The organism is Flavobacterium foetidum, from assembly GCF_004634245.1.
GTDB classification, from domain to species: Bacteria; Bacteroidota; Bacteroidia; order Flavobacteriales; family Flavobacteriaceae; genus Flavobacterium; species Flavobacterium foetidum.
In genome coordinates this window covers 45144-60752 of record NZ_SJTF01000002.1, presented here as the reverse complement: position 1 = coordinate 60752, position 15609 = coordinate 45144, and the positions used below count along the sequence as shown (strand labels likewise).

Here is a 15609-nt window from a genome sequence, read left to right as displayed (position 1 = left end):
ATTAGAAAGTTACATTACATCCTAAAGTAAATGACTTAGGAACTGGTTGTGCATAAATGTTTCCGAATGTTTCAGGATCAAAGTAACCTTTGTAGTCTGAACTGATTACGAACAAGTTTCTTGCTTCAACATTGAATCTGATGCTTGCAATATTGATTTGATCTGTAAACGATTTAGGGAATGTATAACCTAAACGGATACTGCTTAATCTCATATAACTCATTTCACTAGCCCATGTATCTAAATAACTTAAGGTGTTGATTTGATTTTGTCCAGAATACCATAAGTACGCCATATAAGAATCTCCAGCTGCCAAATCTTTACCATTTACCGCAGGTAAATTTGATGAAGTGTTTGTTGGCGACCATGCATTTAAAACGTCTCTACTGTAGTTCTGTCCTCTGTCTACAGTTGTTCCATTGTAAGGAGGTGTTCTTGTTACAGTTTGTTTAATGTTGAAAGAAGCTGCAATTGCAAGATCAAAATTTTGTACTTTAAATGTATTTGTTATACCACCAGTAAATTTAGGGTCTCTGTCTCCTAAATAAACGAATAAATCTCTAAATTCAGCTGCAGTTAATTTTGATTGTGTTAGTTCTCCAGGGAAAAAGTCAGCATAAGGATCGTATAGTCCAAAGAATGTTTGAGTGTTAACAGTTTCTCCTTTTTTGTTTACAAATAATGGGTAGCCGTTTTCGTCGATTCCGTTTGTTTTAAATCCGAATACAGAGTTTACAGCATATCCTTCTCTGTTTGGAAGATATTCCGTATCACGAACCTGTATACGGTCTACGTTACTTTTGTTGTGAGAGAAGTTAATGCTTGTATTCCATTTAAAGTTTGGACGGTCAATGTTTTTTGTAGAAAGGGTAATCTCGTAACCTTTGTTGCTTACTTGTGCCCAGTTCAAGTTTGTATACTCAAAACCATTTTCTAACGGAAGCGCTCTAGAAGCAATTAAGTCACTACTTTTTCTTCCGTACATATCTGTTACAATGCTGATGCGGTTGTTGAATAATCCAATATCAGCTCCAACGTTAGTGTTTGTAGTTTTTTCCCAACGTAATTTATCATTTGGTGGGCTGTCAATTACTATATTTTGTTCTGCTTGTCCTGGAAGAATAACAGATGAATTGTATTGACCAATTACATAAGGAGAAGTACCTTTATCAATATTACCTTGTAAACCGTAAGACGCACGAAGTCTTAAGTTCGAAATTGTCTGGTTGTCTTTTAAGAAGTTTTCTTCTGAAACTGCCCATGAAGCAGATGATGACCACAATGGTAAATATTTATATTTTGGATCTACACCAAATAAATCTGAACCATCGTATCTAACGCTTCCAAAAATACTATATTTTCTGTCATAAGTGTAAGAGGCCGTTGCAAAGAAAGATGCAAATGCATTTTCATTTTTAGCTTTTGCATATTGTATCCAGTCTCTTTCTCTAGCAAAAGATGAATTCGGGAAAATAATCTGCTGTGTAGTTAAGTTTTTTTCATCAAAACCAAATCCTTTAGTAGAAACTGTTGTAGTGTAGTTTCTTCTTAACTCATTACCCACCATTGCTTCAATTTCGTGTTTCTCTCCTAAAGATTTAGAATAGTTCACCATTGTTTTCAAGTTGTATTGGAAGAAATCTGTATTCGTGTTCTGAATAACACCACCAACAGGAAGGAAGTAGTTTTGTACTCCGCCACTGAAGTAGCTTGATTTCTCTCTTACGTTTCTTGTGTAGTATGTGTCTTTACCAGCAAATTTCTCGTTAGCTATATTGTCTAACTGAAGACCTAGTTGTGACGTTACTTTTAAATCTTTAGTAACTTTGTATTCAGCGTCTAATAAAGCTTTGATGGCTCTTGTTTTCAATTCGTGTGAAGTGTTTTCTCTTTCTTCTAAGAAGTTGAAATCTACTTTACGATCAGAGTATCCAACAATATCAGCATCATATCTATAACTTCCATCTTCGTTGTATGGAGTTAAATATGGGTTTACATTTCTAGAGTAGGTAGAAGGGCTTGTAAATGCATAAGAATCTGTTAAGTAAGATGTAGTTCTATTTTCTGAACCAAAAATACCCACACCCACTTTGAATTTATCAGTGATTTCGTAGTTGTTTTTTAATGTTAAGTTGTAACGTTTGAAACCTGTTCCTACAGTTGCTCCTTTTTCATCATAGTAACCTAAAGAGAAATAATAATCAGATCTCTCTCCACCACCAGATAAGCTTAAACCGTGTTGTGTGTTGATAGCCGTTTGGTATAATAAATTACCCCAGTTGGTATTGTTGTTTCTTAAGGTATTTATTGATTGTTGTGTTTGCGGGCTCAAAGCAGAGAATCCGCCAGATCTATAGGCAGCTAATTCATTTGATCCGTTTAAGATACGCATAATATCTCCACCGTCAGCTCTGTAAGTTAACTCCTCACGTGACGCAAGACCAAGTTCAAAATCAACTTTTTCGCTTGCATTCATTAAGTTTAACCTAGAGAAGTCAGGTCTTTGTGTAATAAAGGTGTTTGTGTTAAGGCTTACCACCATTTTACCGGTACGTCCTTTTTTAGTAGTTACAACGATAACTCCATTTGCAGCGCGAGCACCGTAAATAGCCGTTGCTGCAGCGTCTTTAAGAATTGTAATATCTTTAATATCGTCAGGGTTTAAACCTGCGATAGAATAGTTGTTTAACACATCGATATTGTCTTTGTCATAAGTTTTAGGAACATCATTTCCTTCTAATGGAAGTCCGTCAAGTACCCATAGTGGATCTTGTGAACCATTAAGAGAAGCAGTACCCCTGATTCTGATTTTTGCTGGTGCTCCAGGTGCTCCAGAAGGTGTACTTACAGCAACTCCGGCAATTTGTCCAACCAATAATTGGTCAATGCTCGAAACCCCTGTCTGCTGAATTGCTGCCATGTCGATTTTGGTAACTGCAGCAGTAAGTTTTCTTTTCTCGATTTTTTGGTAACCAGTTACAACAACCTCCGCAAGTTTTGCAGTTTCAGATTTTAAGTTGATGGTATAGTTTTTTTGAGCATCCAATTCAAGTGTATACGATTTGTATCCCATGAACGTAACTCTTAAAGAAGTAACATTTTTTCCAACTTTCAAGGTAAATTTACCATCGAAATCTGTAGTTGTTCCGATTCCTTCACTTTGAATGATACCTGCCATAGCAGTTTTGTTTGAAATGGAATTATTCTCAACGAAGATAGATGCACCTGGTATTGGCGACAAGTCTGCTTCATCTTGAATGATTCCCGTAATAGTTCGGGTTTCCTGCGAGTATCCTGCGATGGCCAGGAACAGCAGTAAGGCATGTAAAATTTTCTTCATGTTTTGGGTTGTGTAATTATTAAAAGGTTGTATTATTCAGGGCTTTTTCGATTCTTTGTATCAAATCGAAGTAATGGTTTTTGGTCGACTGGTCTCCAGTATTTTTCTTCAATTTTATCAATTGAAGCACTTTGTTCAGTTCTCCTTTTTTATCAGAAGTGATTTCTGTAACTCTTTTTAATGCTGATTGGTTAATGTTTCTTATCATATGAGCATCATCCAAATAATTGCATAAATGCGGCATGTTTAGAGTATGCTGAATTTCGATGTTCTTTTTGGCATCGGTTTTTTCAAACAATAGATTGGTAGAAACAATCAAAACGTCAACATAGTTTTTCTGCGTCATTCTTTCCAGAATAGTCAAAGATTTATTTTGAATGGTTCCTGCAAATACATTCTGATGTATTTTTTTAAACAAATCATTTACGGTAAAAACTTCCTCCTTGGTTTTGTTTCTTTGAAATAATTCGTTTTCTGTCATTCTAAGCAGACGATCGTCACTGAATAAATGGTAGATAACATCGTACTGAAGATCTCTAACCAATGTATAAGGCGTGTACTCGTAAGGTCCAACAGGAGAATCTTTCAGCGGATTTGTTTTTTCTAGAATATCATTAAAAAATAGCCATTGCGGAATTGTGATAATATTTCTGTTTAAATAATCTGCTGCCTTTTTTTGCATTGCCGCCGGAACCGGAACATAACTTTGTTTATTGTCTCCATGAACTGTTCTGTTTAAATAAACCCCTCCAATGTTGTTCATAACATGGTGATTGTACATCTTCCATTGTCCGATAGCTCCAATATAAAGTTTGCCTGTTTCGTAGTAAGACTCGTCTTTATCATACGTCCAGTTTAGTATATTGTCGACTACACGTTTTAGGTTTTTCAAACCGTATTCACTTGCCTTAACAGCATCATTTCCTAAATCTTCAGACTGCGAGCGTGGGTCAATTACATTTCCCTGCTGTTCTCCATAAAAATAAATGGGGTCGTTTTGATGTTTTGTAAGTAAGGCGTTTAGTTTGGTTGTTTCGTTTTCGTCAGGCGCATACCATCTGTAACCCCATTCAATAGCATATTTATCGTACTCTCCAATTTTTGGAGTAATTACTGTCACGTTATCTTCTGGCTGTGCTACATAATTGTAACGAGCGTAATCCATGATAGAAGGAGCAGTACCGCCCATTTTTGCTGTGAATTCTTTAGAACGTAAAGACTCAACATCATAAGCAAAAGAAGATCCCATATTGTGTTTTAAGCCAAATGTGTGTCCAACTTCGTGAGACGATACAAAACGAATCGCTTCTCCCATGTGTTCGTCACTAAATTTGTTTGCTCTTGCTTTCGGGTCGATTGGTCCAGTTTGAATGCGCATCCAGCTGTGTAGCGAAGTCATCACATTATGCCACCAGATAATATCTGCCTCTATAATCTCGCCACTTCTTGGGTCAACAACCGACGGGCCCATGGCATTAGATTTTGGAGATGCAGCATAAGTGATAACCGAGTAACGTACATCATCAATGTCAAAATCTAAATCTTTTTCAGTAGGCTCTTTTGCTATGATAGCATTTTTAAAACCAGCTCTTTCAAAAGCTGCCTGCCAATCGTGAACTCCATCAATAATGCTTTGCCTCCATTGTTTCGGAGTAGACGGATCGATGTAATAAACGATTGGTTTTTTCGGCTCTACTAATTCACCTTTCAAATAACGTTCTTCATCTTCTTTTTTAGGTTCTAAACGCCAGCGTGTAATCAATTCTTTTTCAAGCATTGCTTGCTGTGCATCGGCAAAATACCAATGCTTTTCAGTAAAATAACCTATTCTGTTGTCAGAAAAACGTGGTTTCATTGGAGTTTTATCCAATAAAATGATATTGCTAGTAATACCAAGAGTGATCCATACTGTCACTCCTTCGGTGATAGAAGTTGTAAGCTGTGATTTTACAACAATGTTTTTAGGGAAAGATTTTACTCCCTCAATATAGGATAAGTCCGATTTTACAGAGCCGGCTATGCCAATATTGCTCAGTACATCATTAAAGCTTTTTTGTTTTCCGTCAAAAATCTTGTTTACTTTAATTACAACAGCGCTCGAATCGTTGTTTTTGGTTTCAATATCAAAAACCTCGATTATAGATTCAGCGAAATTATCAGCAACAGATGCTGTGATGGCATCTCCTTTAGGAGAGGAAACTGTAGGGGTATAAGATTTTACCCAGACTTTCTTTGCAATTGTATCTTTGTAAAAGGTAATGATTTTGTTTTCGTAATTCATCCCTTTGTTTAAACCACGGTCGTTAATCTCGATAGGGACTTGGGATAATTTATTTACAACTAGAAATTCTCTTTTAAACAAACTATCCTGAATTTCAAAATAAACATCGGTTTTAACTTGAATGATGTTGAATAGTCCTTTTTTTATGGTACCCTTTTTTACAAGGTCATTATATTTTTTACCTTTTTTGGCCTCAGTAGAATCTTTTTTTACTAATTCAGTTTCAGCGTCTTTTTTCTTCTTTTTTTGCGAAAGAACTGTAACTGGAATGAATAATAGTAAAATGAGTAAGCAGAATAATTTTACATTATGTAGGAATGCCTTTTCCTTCATTTTGATGTTAAGTTTAAGTTAATTTTCGCCGAAACTATTCTATATTTAAGGAGAAAAAAAACAAAATGGAGTGAATGGCTTTTTTTTAGGAGTGAATGGATATTAATGGCAGAATACATACGAATTTGCCGTCTTTTTCTGAGGTTTCAAAATCGGCTTTTCCGTAGAAATTATAGGTGCTTGAAAGGTATTTCAGACCAAATTTTGTACTGGGTATGTAATGCGTTTTTTTCTGTAGGTTGTTGCTAATGATTACCTGATTTTTCTGAACGACGATTTCTGTACGCAGCGGATTTTCTTGCGTAGCCATATTGTGTTTTATGGCATTTTCAATCACAATCTGAAAAGCTAGATACGGAATAGATTTCTCTAATGCGCTCTCGTCTTCAATTTTGATGGAAAAGAACAACTCTTCCTTAAAGCGAGTCTGTTGCAAAAAGATGTATTTTTCTATGAATAATAATTCTTCTTTCAGCTTAACAATATTATTTTCTGGCGGATCAATCAAATAACGATAGATACGCGACAGGTTCAGCGTAAATTTTTGAGCTGTTTTGACATCGCTTCCCACAAGCATGTACAACGAATTAAGCGAATTGAATAAAAAGTGCGGATTGATCTGTTCCTTTAAATGCTGTAATTGAATCAATACTTTTTCTTTTACGATTTTCTCATTCTCTACCAGAAGTCGGTTTTTTTCCTTAATTGCGATTCCTTTTTCTCTATAAGCGCGTCTATTGGCATACGAGAACAAGTAAAAAATCAGCAAAAGCATAATTGCTGTTATAGAATAAATCCAGGTCGAATATTTCTTAGTCAACAAAACATTTTCATCCTCAAAAATTTTCGGAAAACTGACGCGGATATGCCAAGGCAGATTTTTAACATCTAGTCTTGATGTAAAACTGATGACATCCATTTTTAGATATTCAGACAGTACGACTCTAGTAGTGTAATCTTTGTCACGATTGAATATAGTATCTGATGGCTTAAAAGGTGCAATGGCATAGATGTTTTTTCCTATTAGAGTCGAATCAGGATGATAGACGCATCTTCCTTCATGGTCAAATACAAAAGCATAACTAGAACCAGTTTTGTCTACCGTTGAGAAAAAATCACGCAATCTTTTTAAATTGATATCATAGCCATAACGAACCGTTGTATGATTCTTGGATATAGTTTTAAAGTAAATTCTCCAAAGCCAATCTTCTCCTTGTCTTATAATAGTATTGCTTCGGGTGATGTTTTTGTTTTTAGAAATAAAGTCGCCAATGTCTTTTTTTGCTTCGTCAGAAATAGTATCGATACCATATTCTATTTTTTCATCATTAATCTGAAACCAAGTATCAGCTACCATTGCATTGATAGACTGAACCGAAGAAAGTAGTTTTATATTAGTCGCTAAATTAGATTTATTGCTGATTTCTAAAACATGTTTAATTCTGTTTTCCTGTTCCAGAAATCTTGAGAATTCCCGCGACATTAGTTCTCGTTTTTGAATAGAGTTACGTCGTGCCTTATCCTTATTTGCTGTTTCTGATATGTCGGTAATGAGATTACTAAGGACATAAACAGAAAAAACAGTAACGAATATAGAAACGGCCATATAAATTAGAAAGGCGCGTCTCGAGGTAATTTTTTTTAATCTAAATTTCAAAGAAGTATCTGTAATTTAATTCGCAACCGAAAATTGTGAATCGTATAAGTTTTTATAATAACCATCAGTTTTCATTAACAATTCCTGATGCGTTCCTTGTTCCACAATTAATCCTTTATCCATTACCACAATTTTGTCGGCATTTACAATTGTTGCCAAGCGGTGTGCGATAATGATTGAGGTTCTGCCTTTTGTAATGGTTTCTGTTGCGCGCTGAATCATTTCTTCAGAATAAGTATCGATTGACGATGTCGCTTCGTCCAAAATCAAAATACTCGGATTGCTGACATACGAACGCAGAAAGGCAATCAATTGGCGTTGCCCAGAAGAAAGCATTACGCCGCGTTCTTTTACATCAAAATCATAATTATCTGGAAGGTTCATGATAAAATTATGAACTCCGATTTTTTTGGCAGCATCAATAACTTGTTCTCTAGTAATCTCAGGATTATGAAGTGTGATATTGTTATAAATCGTGTCGGCAAACAAAAATACATCTTGTAGAACTACAGCAATCTGTTTCCGAAGCGAAGCCAGCGTATAATTCTCAATATTTTCGCCATCTATAGAAATAGAACCGCTGCTGATTTCGTAAAAACGATTGAGCAGATTTATAATAGTCGATTTTCCTGCACCTGTAGAACCTACAATGGCAATTGTCTGTCCAGAAGCAACCGAGAGATCAATTCCTTTGATGACTTCTTCTTCCGGAATATAGCTGAAACGAACATCTTTGAACTCAATTTTTCCATCAAAAACCGGAGCTTCGATTTTTCCCGTATCCTGAATATGGTCCTGAGTGTCGATAATATCAAAAACGCGATTAGCCGCAATCATTCCGAGTTGCATCTCATTAAATTTATCGGCAATCTGGCGCAGCGGATTAAAAAGCATTCCGATAAACATCGTATAAGAGAACAAATCTCCGAAAGTAGTAAAATGATCTCCGTTCAAAATCCTGAAACCGCCATAAACCACAACCAATCCTAAGGTTATAGAAGAAATAATATCGGCAATCGGAAAGAAAATTGAGTTGTATAAAATCGTCTTTATCCAAGCGGTTTTGTGTTTGTTGTTGATTTCCTTGAAGTTTTCGGCTTCAATTTTTTCACGATTAAAAAGCTGTACGATTTTCATGCCTGTAACGCGTTCCTGTACAAAAGAATTCATGTTGGCAATCTGCGTTCGCACTTCTTCAAAAGCTACTTGCATTTTACGCTGAAAAATCCTTGTCACAAATACCAGAATCGGCATTGCGATAATGACAATCCAAGTCAGTTTCCAATTCATATAAAACATGAAAAGTAGCACCACAAGCATTTTCATCAAATCACTTATAATCATAAAAAGGCCTTGGCTGAAGATGCGCGCAATCGATTCAATGTCTGAAACGGCTCTTGTCACCAATTGTCCTACCGGAACCAAATCGAAATATTTCATCCTGAAGCTCAGAATATGCTTGAAGAGCTTCGTTCGAATATCTTTTACAATATCCTGTCCAAGCCAGTTGGCCCAGTAAACAAAGTAAAACTGAGAAAACACCTCCATCAGCAACACCACTCCCATTAGGATAATGTATTGCAGCAGTCCCATTTTATCATGAGTCTTTATATAGCCGTCGACCGTTTGCTTTAACAAGTAGGGGCGAAGGGCAGCAAAAATAGACAGCGAAACGGCAAATATGATTACGCCGTAGTATCGCCACTTATAAGGCTTTGTATATTTTAAAATCCGTTTAAATAATCCGGTATCAAATGCTTTTGCTTTCATTTATTTTTTCAGAAGCTGTTTCCTGCTTTCCGTTACAAGTTTTTTTCAAAAATAGGTTTTTGTACTGTTTTTTATAAGAGCTTCCTCCGGTCGCTTTATAAAAAACACAAAAACAATATTTTTTTCAAAAAAGCTTTTCACTTCAATCAGGGCTATTTTGTAATGTAATCGTAATAAATATCGGTTAAATATAATCCATGTGCCGGAACCGAAAACCCGGCTTTTTCTCTGTTTTTGCTGGCAATGATGTTTTCAAAATCATTCAGCGTAATTTTGTGCAAACCTATATTGATTAAAGTTCCCACGATAGACCTTACCATATTCCTCAAAAACCGATTGGCCGAAATGGTAAAAATCAGTTTATTATTTTCTTCTTTCCAAAAAGCCTCAAAAATCGTGCAGTCAAAAGTGTTGACATCTGTATTTACTTTAGAAAAACACTGAAAATCGGTATGCTTTAATAAAATCTGTGCCGCTTCATTCATCAAAACCACATCCAGTTTCTGAGTGACGTACCAGCTCAGTTCCTGCAAAAACGGATTCTTAACAGTGTTGATATGGTATTCATACGTCCGTTTTGTTGCATCAAATCGACAGTGCGCATCCTCATGAACCGGAATAATCTCAAAAATTGCAATATCTTTTGGCAGATAAGAATTCAGTTTATGAACTAAATGCACTACGTCAAGATTTTTTTCGGTATCAAAATGCCCAAACATCTCGCTTGCATGCACACCAGTATCGGTTCTGCCAGCTCCCATTATGCTGATGGCTTCATTCAACAAAACCGAAAAGGCTTTATTTAATGTTTCCTGAACAGATGCCGCATTGGGCTGTATCTGCCAACCGTGGTAAGGAGTTCCGTTATAAGCAAATCGAATAAAATATCTCACTTTAGAGGATCAAGGGTTCAAAGTGTGCAAAGGTACGAAAAAAAAGTTGCCTTCTTTTAGAAACAAAGGGTCAGAGAGACAGAGGAACAAAGTTTTAAGCCTAGTTATTCTGTAGAGACTACTCCGTATTGCGTTAAAATCTAGACTGTCAAATTATAATATTTTAACCTGTTGGGTGAAATTATTTCTTTTTTTTAATTCTATAAATCAGCTTAGATATAAATCTGTCTAAATCAGCTTTAATCTGTATGAATCTGCGTGAAAATTTATTAGCAAAAAGGTTTCACACTCCCGGTAGCTATCGGGATTAAAGGATTTTAGCAAATCAAATTAGATTTTAGTTTTTTAATGAAGCTATTTTATTCTATTTCAACCTACGGTTAATATTTTAAGTTTTTTACCATAATATATTCTGAAAAAACATCGCAATGAATCTAACATGAGGTTTAAATAATTTATTGAAACGATTCTTTGCAAAAGCCACGGTGAGGTGCATATCTAAAGAATAAGCGTAACATATGAGAATCTTATTCATGTTAATATCGTTAAAGAAAACCTTTGTAACTTTGTATCTTTGAATCTCTGCAACTTAAAAAAAATGACCAAAATCCTCTTGCTCTCAGACACTCACAGTCATATAGACGATACAATTTTAAAATATGTAAATCAGGCTGATGAAGTTTGGCATGCGGGCGATATTGGAGATTTGGTAGTGACGGACACTATTAAAAAGCTCAAACCTTTAAGAGCGGTTTACGGCAACATTGACGATGCAAAAGCAAGAATGGAATTTCCGTTAAATAATCGTTTTTCTTGTGAAAACGTCTCAGTCTGGATTACACATATTGGAGGTTATCCGGGAAAATACAATCCGAATGTTAAGGAAGAAATGGCTCAGAATCCGCCAAAAATATTCATCTGCGGACATTCGCATATTTTAAAAGTGATGTTTGATAAAAAAAATAATCTCTTGCATATGAATCCTGGCGCTGCAGGAAAAAGCGGTTTTCATAAGGTAAGAACCATGCTTCGGTTTGTTATCGACGATGACAAAATCAAAGATTTGGAAATTATCGAAATAGGAGAGAAGTAAAGAGTTAGTGTGGCAGCGGAATCTCGATTTTTATTTTCGTTCCCTCATTCATTTTAGAGATTACAGACAGATTCCCTTTGTATTTTTTAACTCGGGCCCTAATTCGGTTTAATCCAAAACCTTCGGCGTCTTTTAGTTTGCGGTTTTTAAAACCAATTCCGTTATCCTGAATCTTGATGATCAAATAGTTGTTTTTTTCTTTCAGCCTTATTTTGGCATTGGCAGCACAACTGTGTTTGATAATGTTGTTGAATAACTCAGAAACAATAAAATAGATTTTCATTTCAAACTTTTCAGGATATCTTTTTTCAGTCGATACTTCACTTAAAAATTCAAACTCTATAGTAGAATTTGAATTTTTTTCGCATAAATCTTCGAGAGCATAAATAAGTCCGAAACGCAATAATAATGAGGGTACAAGGTCGTGCGACATATCCCGAAGCAAATCGTGAGCTTCTCTTAGTATCGATTTTGCTTTTTTTATTTCTTCAGACTCAATTTGATTCTGTGTTGTAAAAACATTCAAATGCAATCCCGCCGATGATAAAAGGGAATTAACGTTGTCGTGAAGAAAAGAAGCTATTTTTTTTCTTTCAATTTCCTGACTGTCAATACCGGAATTAATTACGTCTAGAAGTATTTTTTGCTTTGTGTCCTTTCGTTTTATTTTTTGTTTGAGTTTGTTGTTTTGGTAAAAAAAATAAAACAAAAGGATTATGATAATAACCAGAATTACAGATAAGCTAACCACTTTTTTGTTTCTTAGCTGTTCTAGTTTCTGATGGTCGACAGTGTTGTTTTTATGTTGTGGAACAGTTGTCGTATTTCTGGAAGAATTTTGTTGCGCAGGAATAGTATTAATGTTCAGCACAATTAGCAAAATATAAAACAGCAATGCTCTCACAAACATAAAATATACTTTAAGAATTTATAATATTATGTTTCAACGCATATTTTACAAGTCCGATTGTGCTTTTTACATTTAGTTTCTTCATAAGATTTTTTCGGTGGCTTTCTACAGTGTGGCTGCTTATATAAAGTTTTTCACTGATTTCCGTTCCGCTATATTCCAGCGAAATAAGGGTGATGATTTCTATTTCGCGCGGACTTAGTAACGGGTTGTCATTTAATGCATTCTGGTTCATTTTGGGATGATTCCCCATAAAAGAATTGAAGATTTTTTCTCTTACAGTGTCAGAAAAATATTCTTCTCCCTTATATACGGCTTCAATCGCCTCGATGATATTTTCTCCTGCACATTTTTTGGTCAGATAGCCTTTTGCGCCAAGTTTCATTACTTCTTTGATGATTTTTAAATCTTCATAACTGGAGAGGATGATTACTTTGCAGGGAGAATTATTTTCTTTGAATTCTTTTAGAGTTTCAATTCCGTCTTTATTGGGCATGCTGATATCCAGAATCAGAATGTCAGCATTGTTTTTTGTTACGTCTTCATAAATATTGCCGCCATCGACAGACTGACCGACTACCTCAAAGTTCGAAACGGTTTGAAGCAAATTTGTAAGTCCATCAAGGAGAACCTGATGGTCGTCTGCAAGATGTATTTTTATAGTGGCTGGCATACAGTTTCTAAATCTTAGACGTCAAATTTATGAAAAAAATATCTTACAAAGAAGGTTTTTGATGTTGTGTAGATGCTATTTGCTCAAAATCAGACATAAAAAAACCCGAATAAAAATTCGGGTTCTTCTTCGCACAAATAAATTAAGTTTATAGGTTTACCTCAAACGATCAACAGATTTTACAAGATCTTCGTCCTTTTTGATGGCCTTATTAGCTAAAACTAATAACACGATAGCAACAATAGGAAGAAACATCCCAATACCTTTCTCAGAGACCTGAGCCTCTCCAGATAAATTTAGTGATCGGTATACAAATAATCCTAATAAAATTAAATTTAATATCATATTCAGTCTGTTCATCACAAACTGGTTTTGTCTTTTTTTGAATGAAATTATACTAAGTATAGAAAGCATGGTGCTTAGTCCTAATAAAATAGTATAAAACTGATCTTGCATAAAAAAGAAAGGTTTTCCGTCGGCTGTTGTCCAAAGCGGAATGAACAGCATCAAAATACCAGTTGCCACAAATGCAAGAATTAAATATACAGTCTGAATTCGTTGTAACATAATCTTAAATTGTTTTACAAAAATATATTTTCTTTTTTTAAAATACTATTGTATGATTAAATTTTATTCGTATTATTGCATCATAATACCGTAAGCACTTCATACTGCGGTCAATTCAAAATTATTTATCTACCTATTCTTTTTACAGTATTTCCTTTAAAATAATTAAATTCATAGAATATTCATGTTTGATATTTCTGCATTAAAAGAAATGAAGCTTTCTGAGCTTCAAGAAATAGCTAAATTAGCTAAAACCATAAAGATTAATGGTGTCAAAAAAGAGACTTTAATTAGTCAGATTTTAGCACATCAGGAAGCATCTCTTGCAACTGCTGAAGCTCCTCAAACAAACTCAGTTGCAGATGCAAAAGACGATAAGCCAAAACGTGCCAGAATTGCTCCAGCAAAAAACAAAGCAGCAAATACCAAAAATACTCCCGTTCTAGAATTTGATAAAGAGGAAACTGTTCAAAAAGAAGAAAACCAAGGAGTGGTAAGTGAGACTGCGGTTGTAGCTCCAGAAGTTAAAGAAGTCAAAAAGACAGAAAAGAAAGAGCCTAAAGCCGTAAAATTTAATAAATCGGCATACGAGAAAAAAGTAGCTCTTAAAAAAGAAAAAGAGGTTTCAAAAGAAAATATTCCGGCAGAAATTCCAGTAACAGAAAATGTTCAAACCGAAACTGCCACCCCAATAAACACTGAGGCTGAGACTGAAAAAACTACACAATCTCCGGCTGCTAAAAAGGTTAATCCGAATCAAAATAAAAACCAGAACCCAAATCAGAATCAAAATGGGAATGGAAACGGAAACGGAAATCACAACAACCCAAATCAGAATCCAAATCATAAAAACAAGAAAAGCAATAATTTCAGGGATTCAGACTTTGAATTTGACGGAATTATAGAAAGTGAAGGCGTTCTAGAAATGATGCCAGACGGGTATGGCTTTTTGCGTTCGTCAGATTATAATTATCTAGCCTCTCCAGATGATATTTATTTATCAACTTCGCAGATTAGATTATTTGGTTTAAAAACCGGAGATACTGTAAAAGGCGTTGTTCGTCCTCCAAAAGAAGGAGAGAAGTTTTTCCCATTAGTTCGCGTGCTGAAAATCAACGGACATGATCCACAGGTAGTTCGTGACAGAGTTTCTTTCGAGCATTTAACTCCTGTTTTTCCTTCAGAAAAATTCAAATTAGCCGAAAAAGGCAGTTCTATATCAACCCGAATCATCGATTTGTTTTCTCCTATCGGAAAAGGACAGAGAGGAATGATTGTGGCGCAGCCAAAAACGGGTAAAACAATGCTTTTAAAAGACATTGCAAATGCAATTGCAGCAAATCATCCAGAAGTGTACTTGATTGTTCTTTTGATTGATGAGCGTCCTGAGGAGGTTACAGATATGCAACGAAGCGTGCGAGGCGAAGTTATCGCTTCTACATTTGACAGAGAACCGCAAGAGCACGTGAAAATTGCCAATATTGTTCTCGAAAAATCAAAACGTTTAGTAGAATGCGGGCATGATGTTGTCATTCTTTTGGATTCGATTACGCGTTTGGCGAGAGCGTACAATACTGTTCAGCCTGCATCAGGAAAAGTACTGAGCGGGGGTGTTGATGCCAACGCATTGCAAAAACCAAAACGCTTCTTTGGAGCAGCAAGAAATGTAGAAAATGGAGGTTCGTTGAGTATTATCGCAACTGCCTTGACTGAAACAGGTTCTAAAATGGACGAGGTTATTTTTGAAGAATTCAAAGGAACTGGTAACATGGAGCTTCAGTTAGATCGTAAGATTGCCAACAAACGTATTTTCCCTGCTATCGATCTTACATCATCAAGCACGCGTCGTGACGACTTACTATTAGACGAAAAAACGCTACAAAGAATGTGGATCATGCGTAAATACCTTTCAGACATGAATCCAGTTGAATCTATGGATTTTGTAAACGACCGCTTCAAGAAAACCAGAAACAACGAAGAGTTTTTGATTTCGATGAATGATTAGTTTTGAGGTGCTGAGGCGCTACGCTAAGCTGCTAAGCTACTAAGGTGCTAAGGTTCTAAGATGCTAAGGCTTTAGATAATAGATAAA

Annotated in this window: 10 protein-coding genes; 2 read left to right on the top strand and 8 right to left on the bottom strand. The window is 35.5% G+C overall.

Going from position 1 to position 15609, the window contains the following annotated elements; genetic code table 11:
• Nucleotide 1 precedes the first annotated feature (1 nt).
• The 5 genes from E0W73_RS02595 to truA all read right to left on the bottom strand — a co-directional run bounded on the left by E0W73_RS02595 (nt 2) and on the right by truA (nt 10274).
• Nucleotides 2-3340, bottom strand: a complete 3339-nt coding sequence (locus tag E0W73_RS02595) for a SusC/RagA family TonB-linked outer membrane protein (RefSeq protein ID WP_135220535.1) — start codon at nt 3338-3340, stop codon at nt 2-4.
• 19 nt (nt 3341-3359) lie between these two features.
• Nucleotides 3360-5954, bottom strand: coding sequence for a zinc-dependent metalloprotease (locus E0W73_RS02590; RefSeq protein ID WP_135220534.1), 2595 nt, complete (start codon nt 5952-5954; stop codon nt 3360-3362).
• Between the two features lie 85 nt (nt 5955-6039).
• Nucleotides 6040-7437 carry a histidine kinase gene (locus tag E0W73_RS02585; RefSeq protein ID WP_244248421.1) on the bottom strand — a complete coding sequence of 466 codons (1398 nt, stop codon included), beginning with the start codon at nt 7435-7437 and terminating at the stop codon, nt 6040-6042.
• Nucleotides 7438-7626: 189 nt separating this feature from the next.
• Nucleotides 7627-9381: an ABC transporter ATP-binding protein gene (locus E0W73_RS02580; RefSeq protein WP_135220532.1), complete on the bottom strand. Its 1755-nt coding sequence runs from the start codon at nt 9379-9381 to the stop codon at nt 7627-7629.
• A 152-nt stretch (nt 9382-9533) separates the two neighbouring features.
• The gene (gene truA / locus E0W73_RS02575) at nt 9534-10274 is read right to left on the bottom strand and encodes a tRNA pseudouridine(38-40) synthase TruA (RefSeq protein ID WP_135220531.1); all 741 of its coding nucleotides are present in this window, start codon (nt 10272-10274) and stop codon (nt 9534-9536) included.
• Nucleotides 10275-10872: 598 nt separating this feature from the next.
• Between truA and E0W73_RS02570 the strand changes: the two genes are divergently transcribed.
• On the top strand, nt 10873-11367 hold the full coding sequence (locus E0W73_RS02570) for a metallophosphoesterase family protein (RefSeq protein ID WP_135220530.1): 495 nt from the start codon (nt 10873-10875) through the stop codon (nt 11365-11367).
• Nucleotides 11368-11371: 4 nt separating this feature from the next.
• Here the strand turns inward: E0W73_RS02570 and E0W73_RS02565 are convergent, their stop codons facing one another.
• The 3 genes from E0W73_RS02565 to E0W73_RS02555 form a co-directional block, all read right to left on the bottom strand.
• Entirely contained in the window at nt 11372-12277 is a 906-nt protein-coding gene (locus tag E0W73_RS02565; RefSeq protein ID WP_135220529.1) for a sensor histidine kinase, read from the bottom strand.
• Nucleotides 12278-12287: 10 nt separating this feature from the next.
• Complete coding sequence (locus E0W73_RS02560; protein WP_135220528.1) at nt 12288-12950, bottom strand: response regulator; 663 nt, start codon at nt 12948-12950, stop codon at nt 12288-12290.
• 156 nt (nt 12951-13106) lie between these two features.
• Entirely contained in the window at nt 13107-13517 is a 411-nt protein-coding gene (locus tag E0W73_RS02555; protein ID WP_135220527.1) for a DUF4293 domain-containing protein, read from the bottom strand.
• 184 nt (nt 13518-13701) lie between these two features.
• Here E0W73_RS02555 and rho point away from each other — a divergent pair, with 184 nt between their 5' ends.
• Nucleotides 13702-15522 carry a transcription termination factor Rho gene (rho, locus tag E0W73_RS02550; protein WP_135220526.1) on the top strand — a complete coding sequence of 607 codons (1821 nt, stop codon included), beginning with the start codon at nt 13702-13704 and terminating at the stop codon, nt 15520-15522.
• Nucleotides 15523-15609 lie beyond the last annotated feature (87 nt).

Excerpts from the sequence above, each read along its gene's own strand:
- E0W73_RS02595 (WP_135220535.1), bottom strand. The coding sequence starts at position 3,340 with ATGAAGAAAATTTTACATGCCTTACTGCTGTTCCTGGCCATCGCAGGA.
- E0W73_RS02590 (WP_135220534.1), bottom strand. The coding sequence starts at position 5,954 with ATGAAGGAAAAGGCATTCCTACATAATGTAAAATTATTCTGCTTACTC.
- E0W73_RS02585 (WP_244248421.1), bottom strand. The coding sequence starts at position 7,437 with ATGTCGCGGGAATTCTCAAGATTTCTGGAACAGGAAAACAGAATTAAA.
- E0W73_RS02580 (WP_135220532.1), bottom strand. The coding sequence starts at position 9,381 with ATGAAAGCAAAAGCATTTGATACCGGATTATTTAAACGGATTTTAAAA.
- E0W73_RS02570 (WP_135220530.1), top strand. The coding sequence starts at position 10,873 with ATGACCAAAATCCTCTTGCTCTCAGACACTCACAGTCATATAGACGAT.
- E0W73_RS02565 (WP_135220529.1), bottom strand. The coding sequence starts at position 12,277 with ATGTTTGTGAGAGCATTGCTGTTTTATATTTTGCTAATTGTGCTGAAC.
- E0W73_RS02560 (WP_135220528.1), bottom strand. The coding sequence starts at position 12,950 with ATGCCAGCCACTATAAAAATACATCTTGCAGACGACCATCAGGTTCTC.
- E0W73_RS02555 (WP_135220527.1), bottom strand. The coding sequence starts at position 13,517 with ATGTTACAACGAATTCAGACTGTATATTTAATTCTTGCATTTGTGGCA.
- rho (WP_135220526.1), top strand. The coding sequence starts at position 13,702 with ATGTTTGATATTTCTGCATTAAAAGAAATGAAGCTTTCTGAGCTTCAA.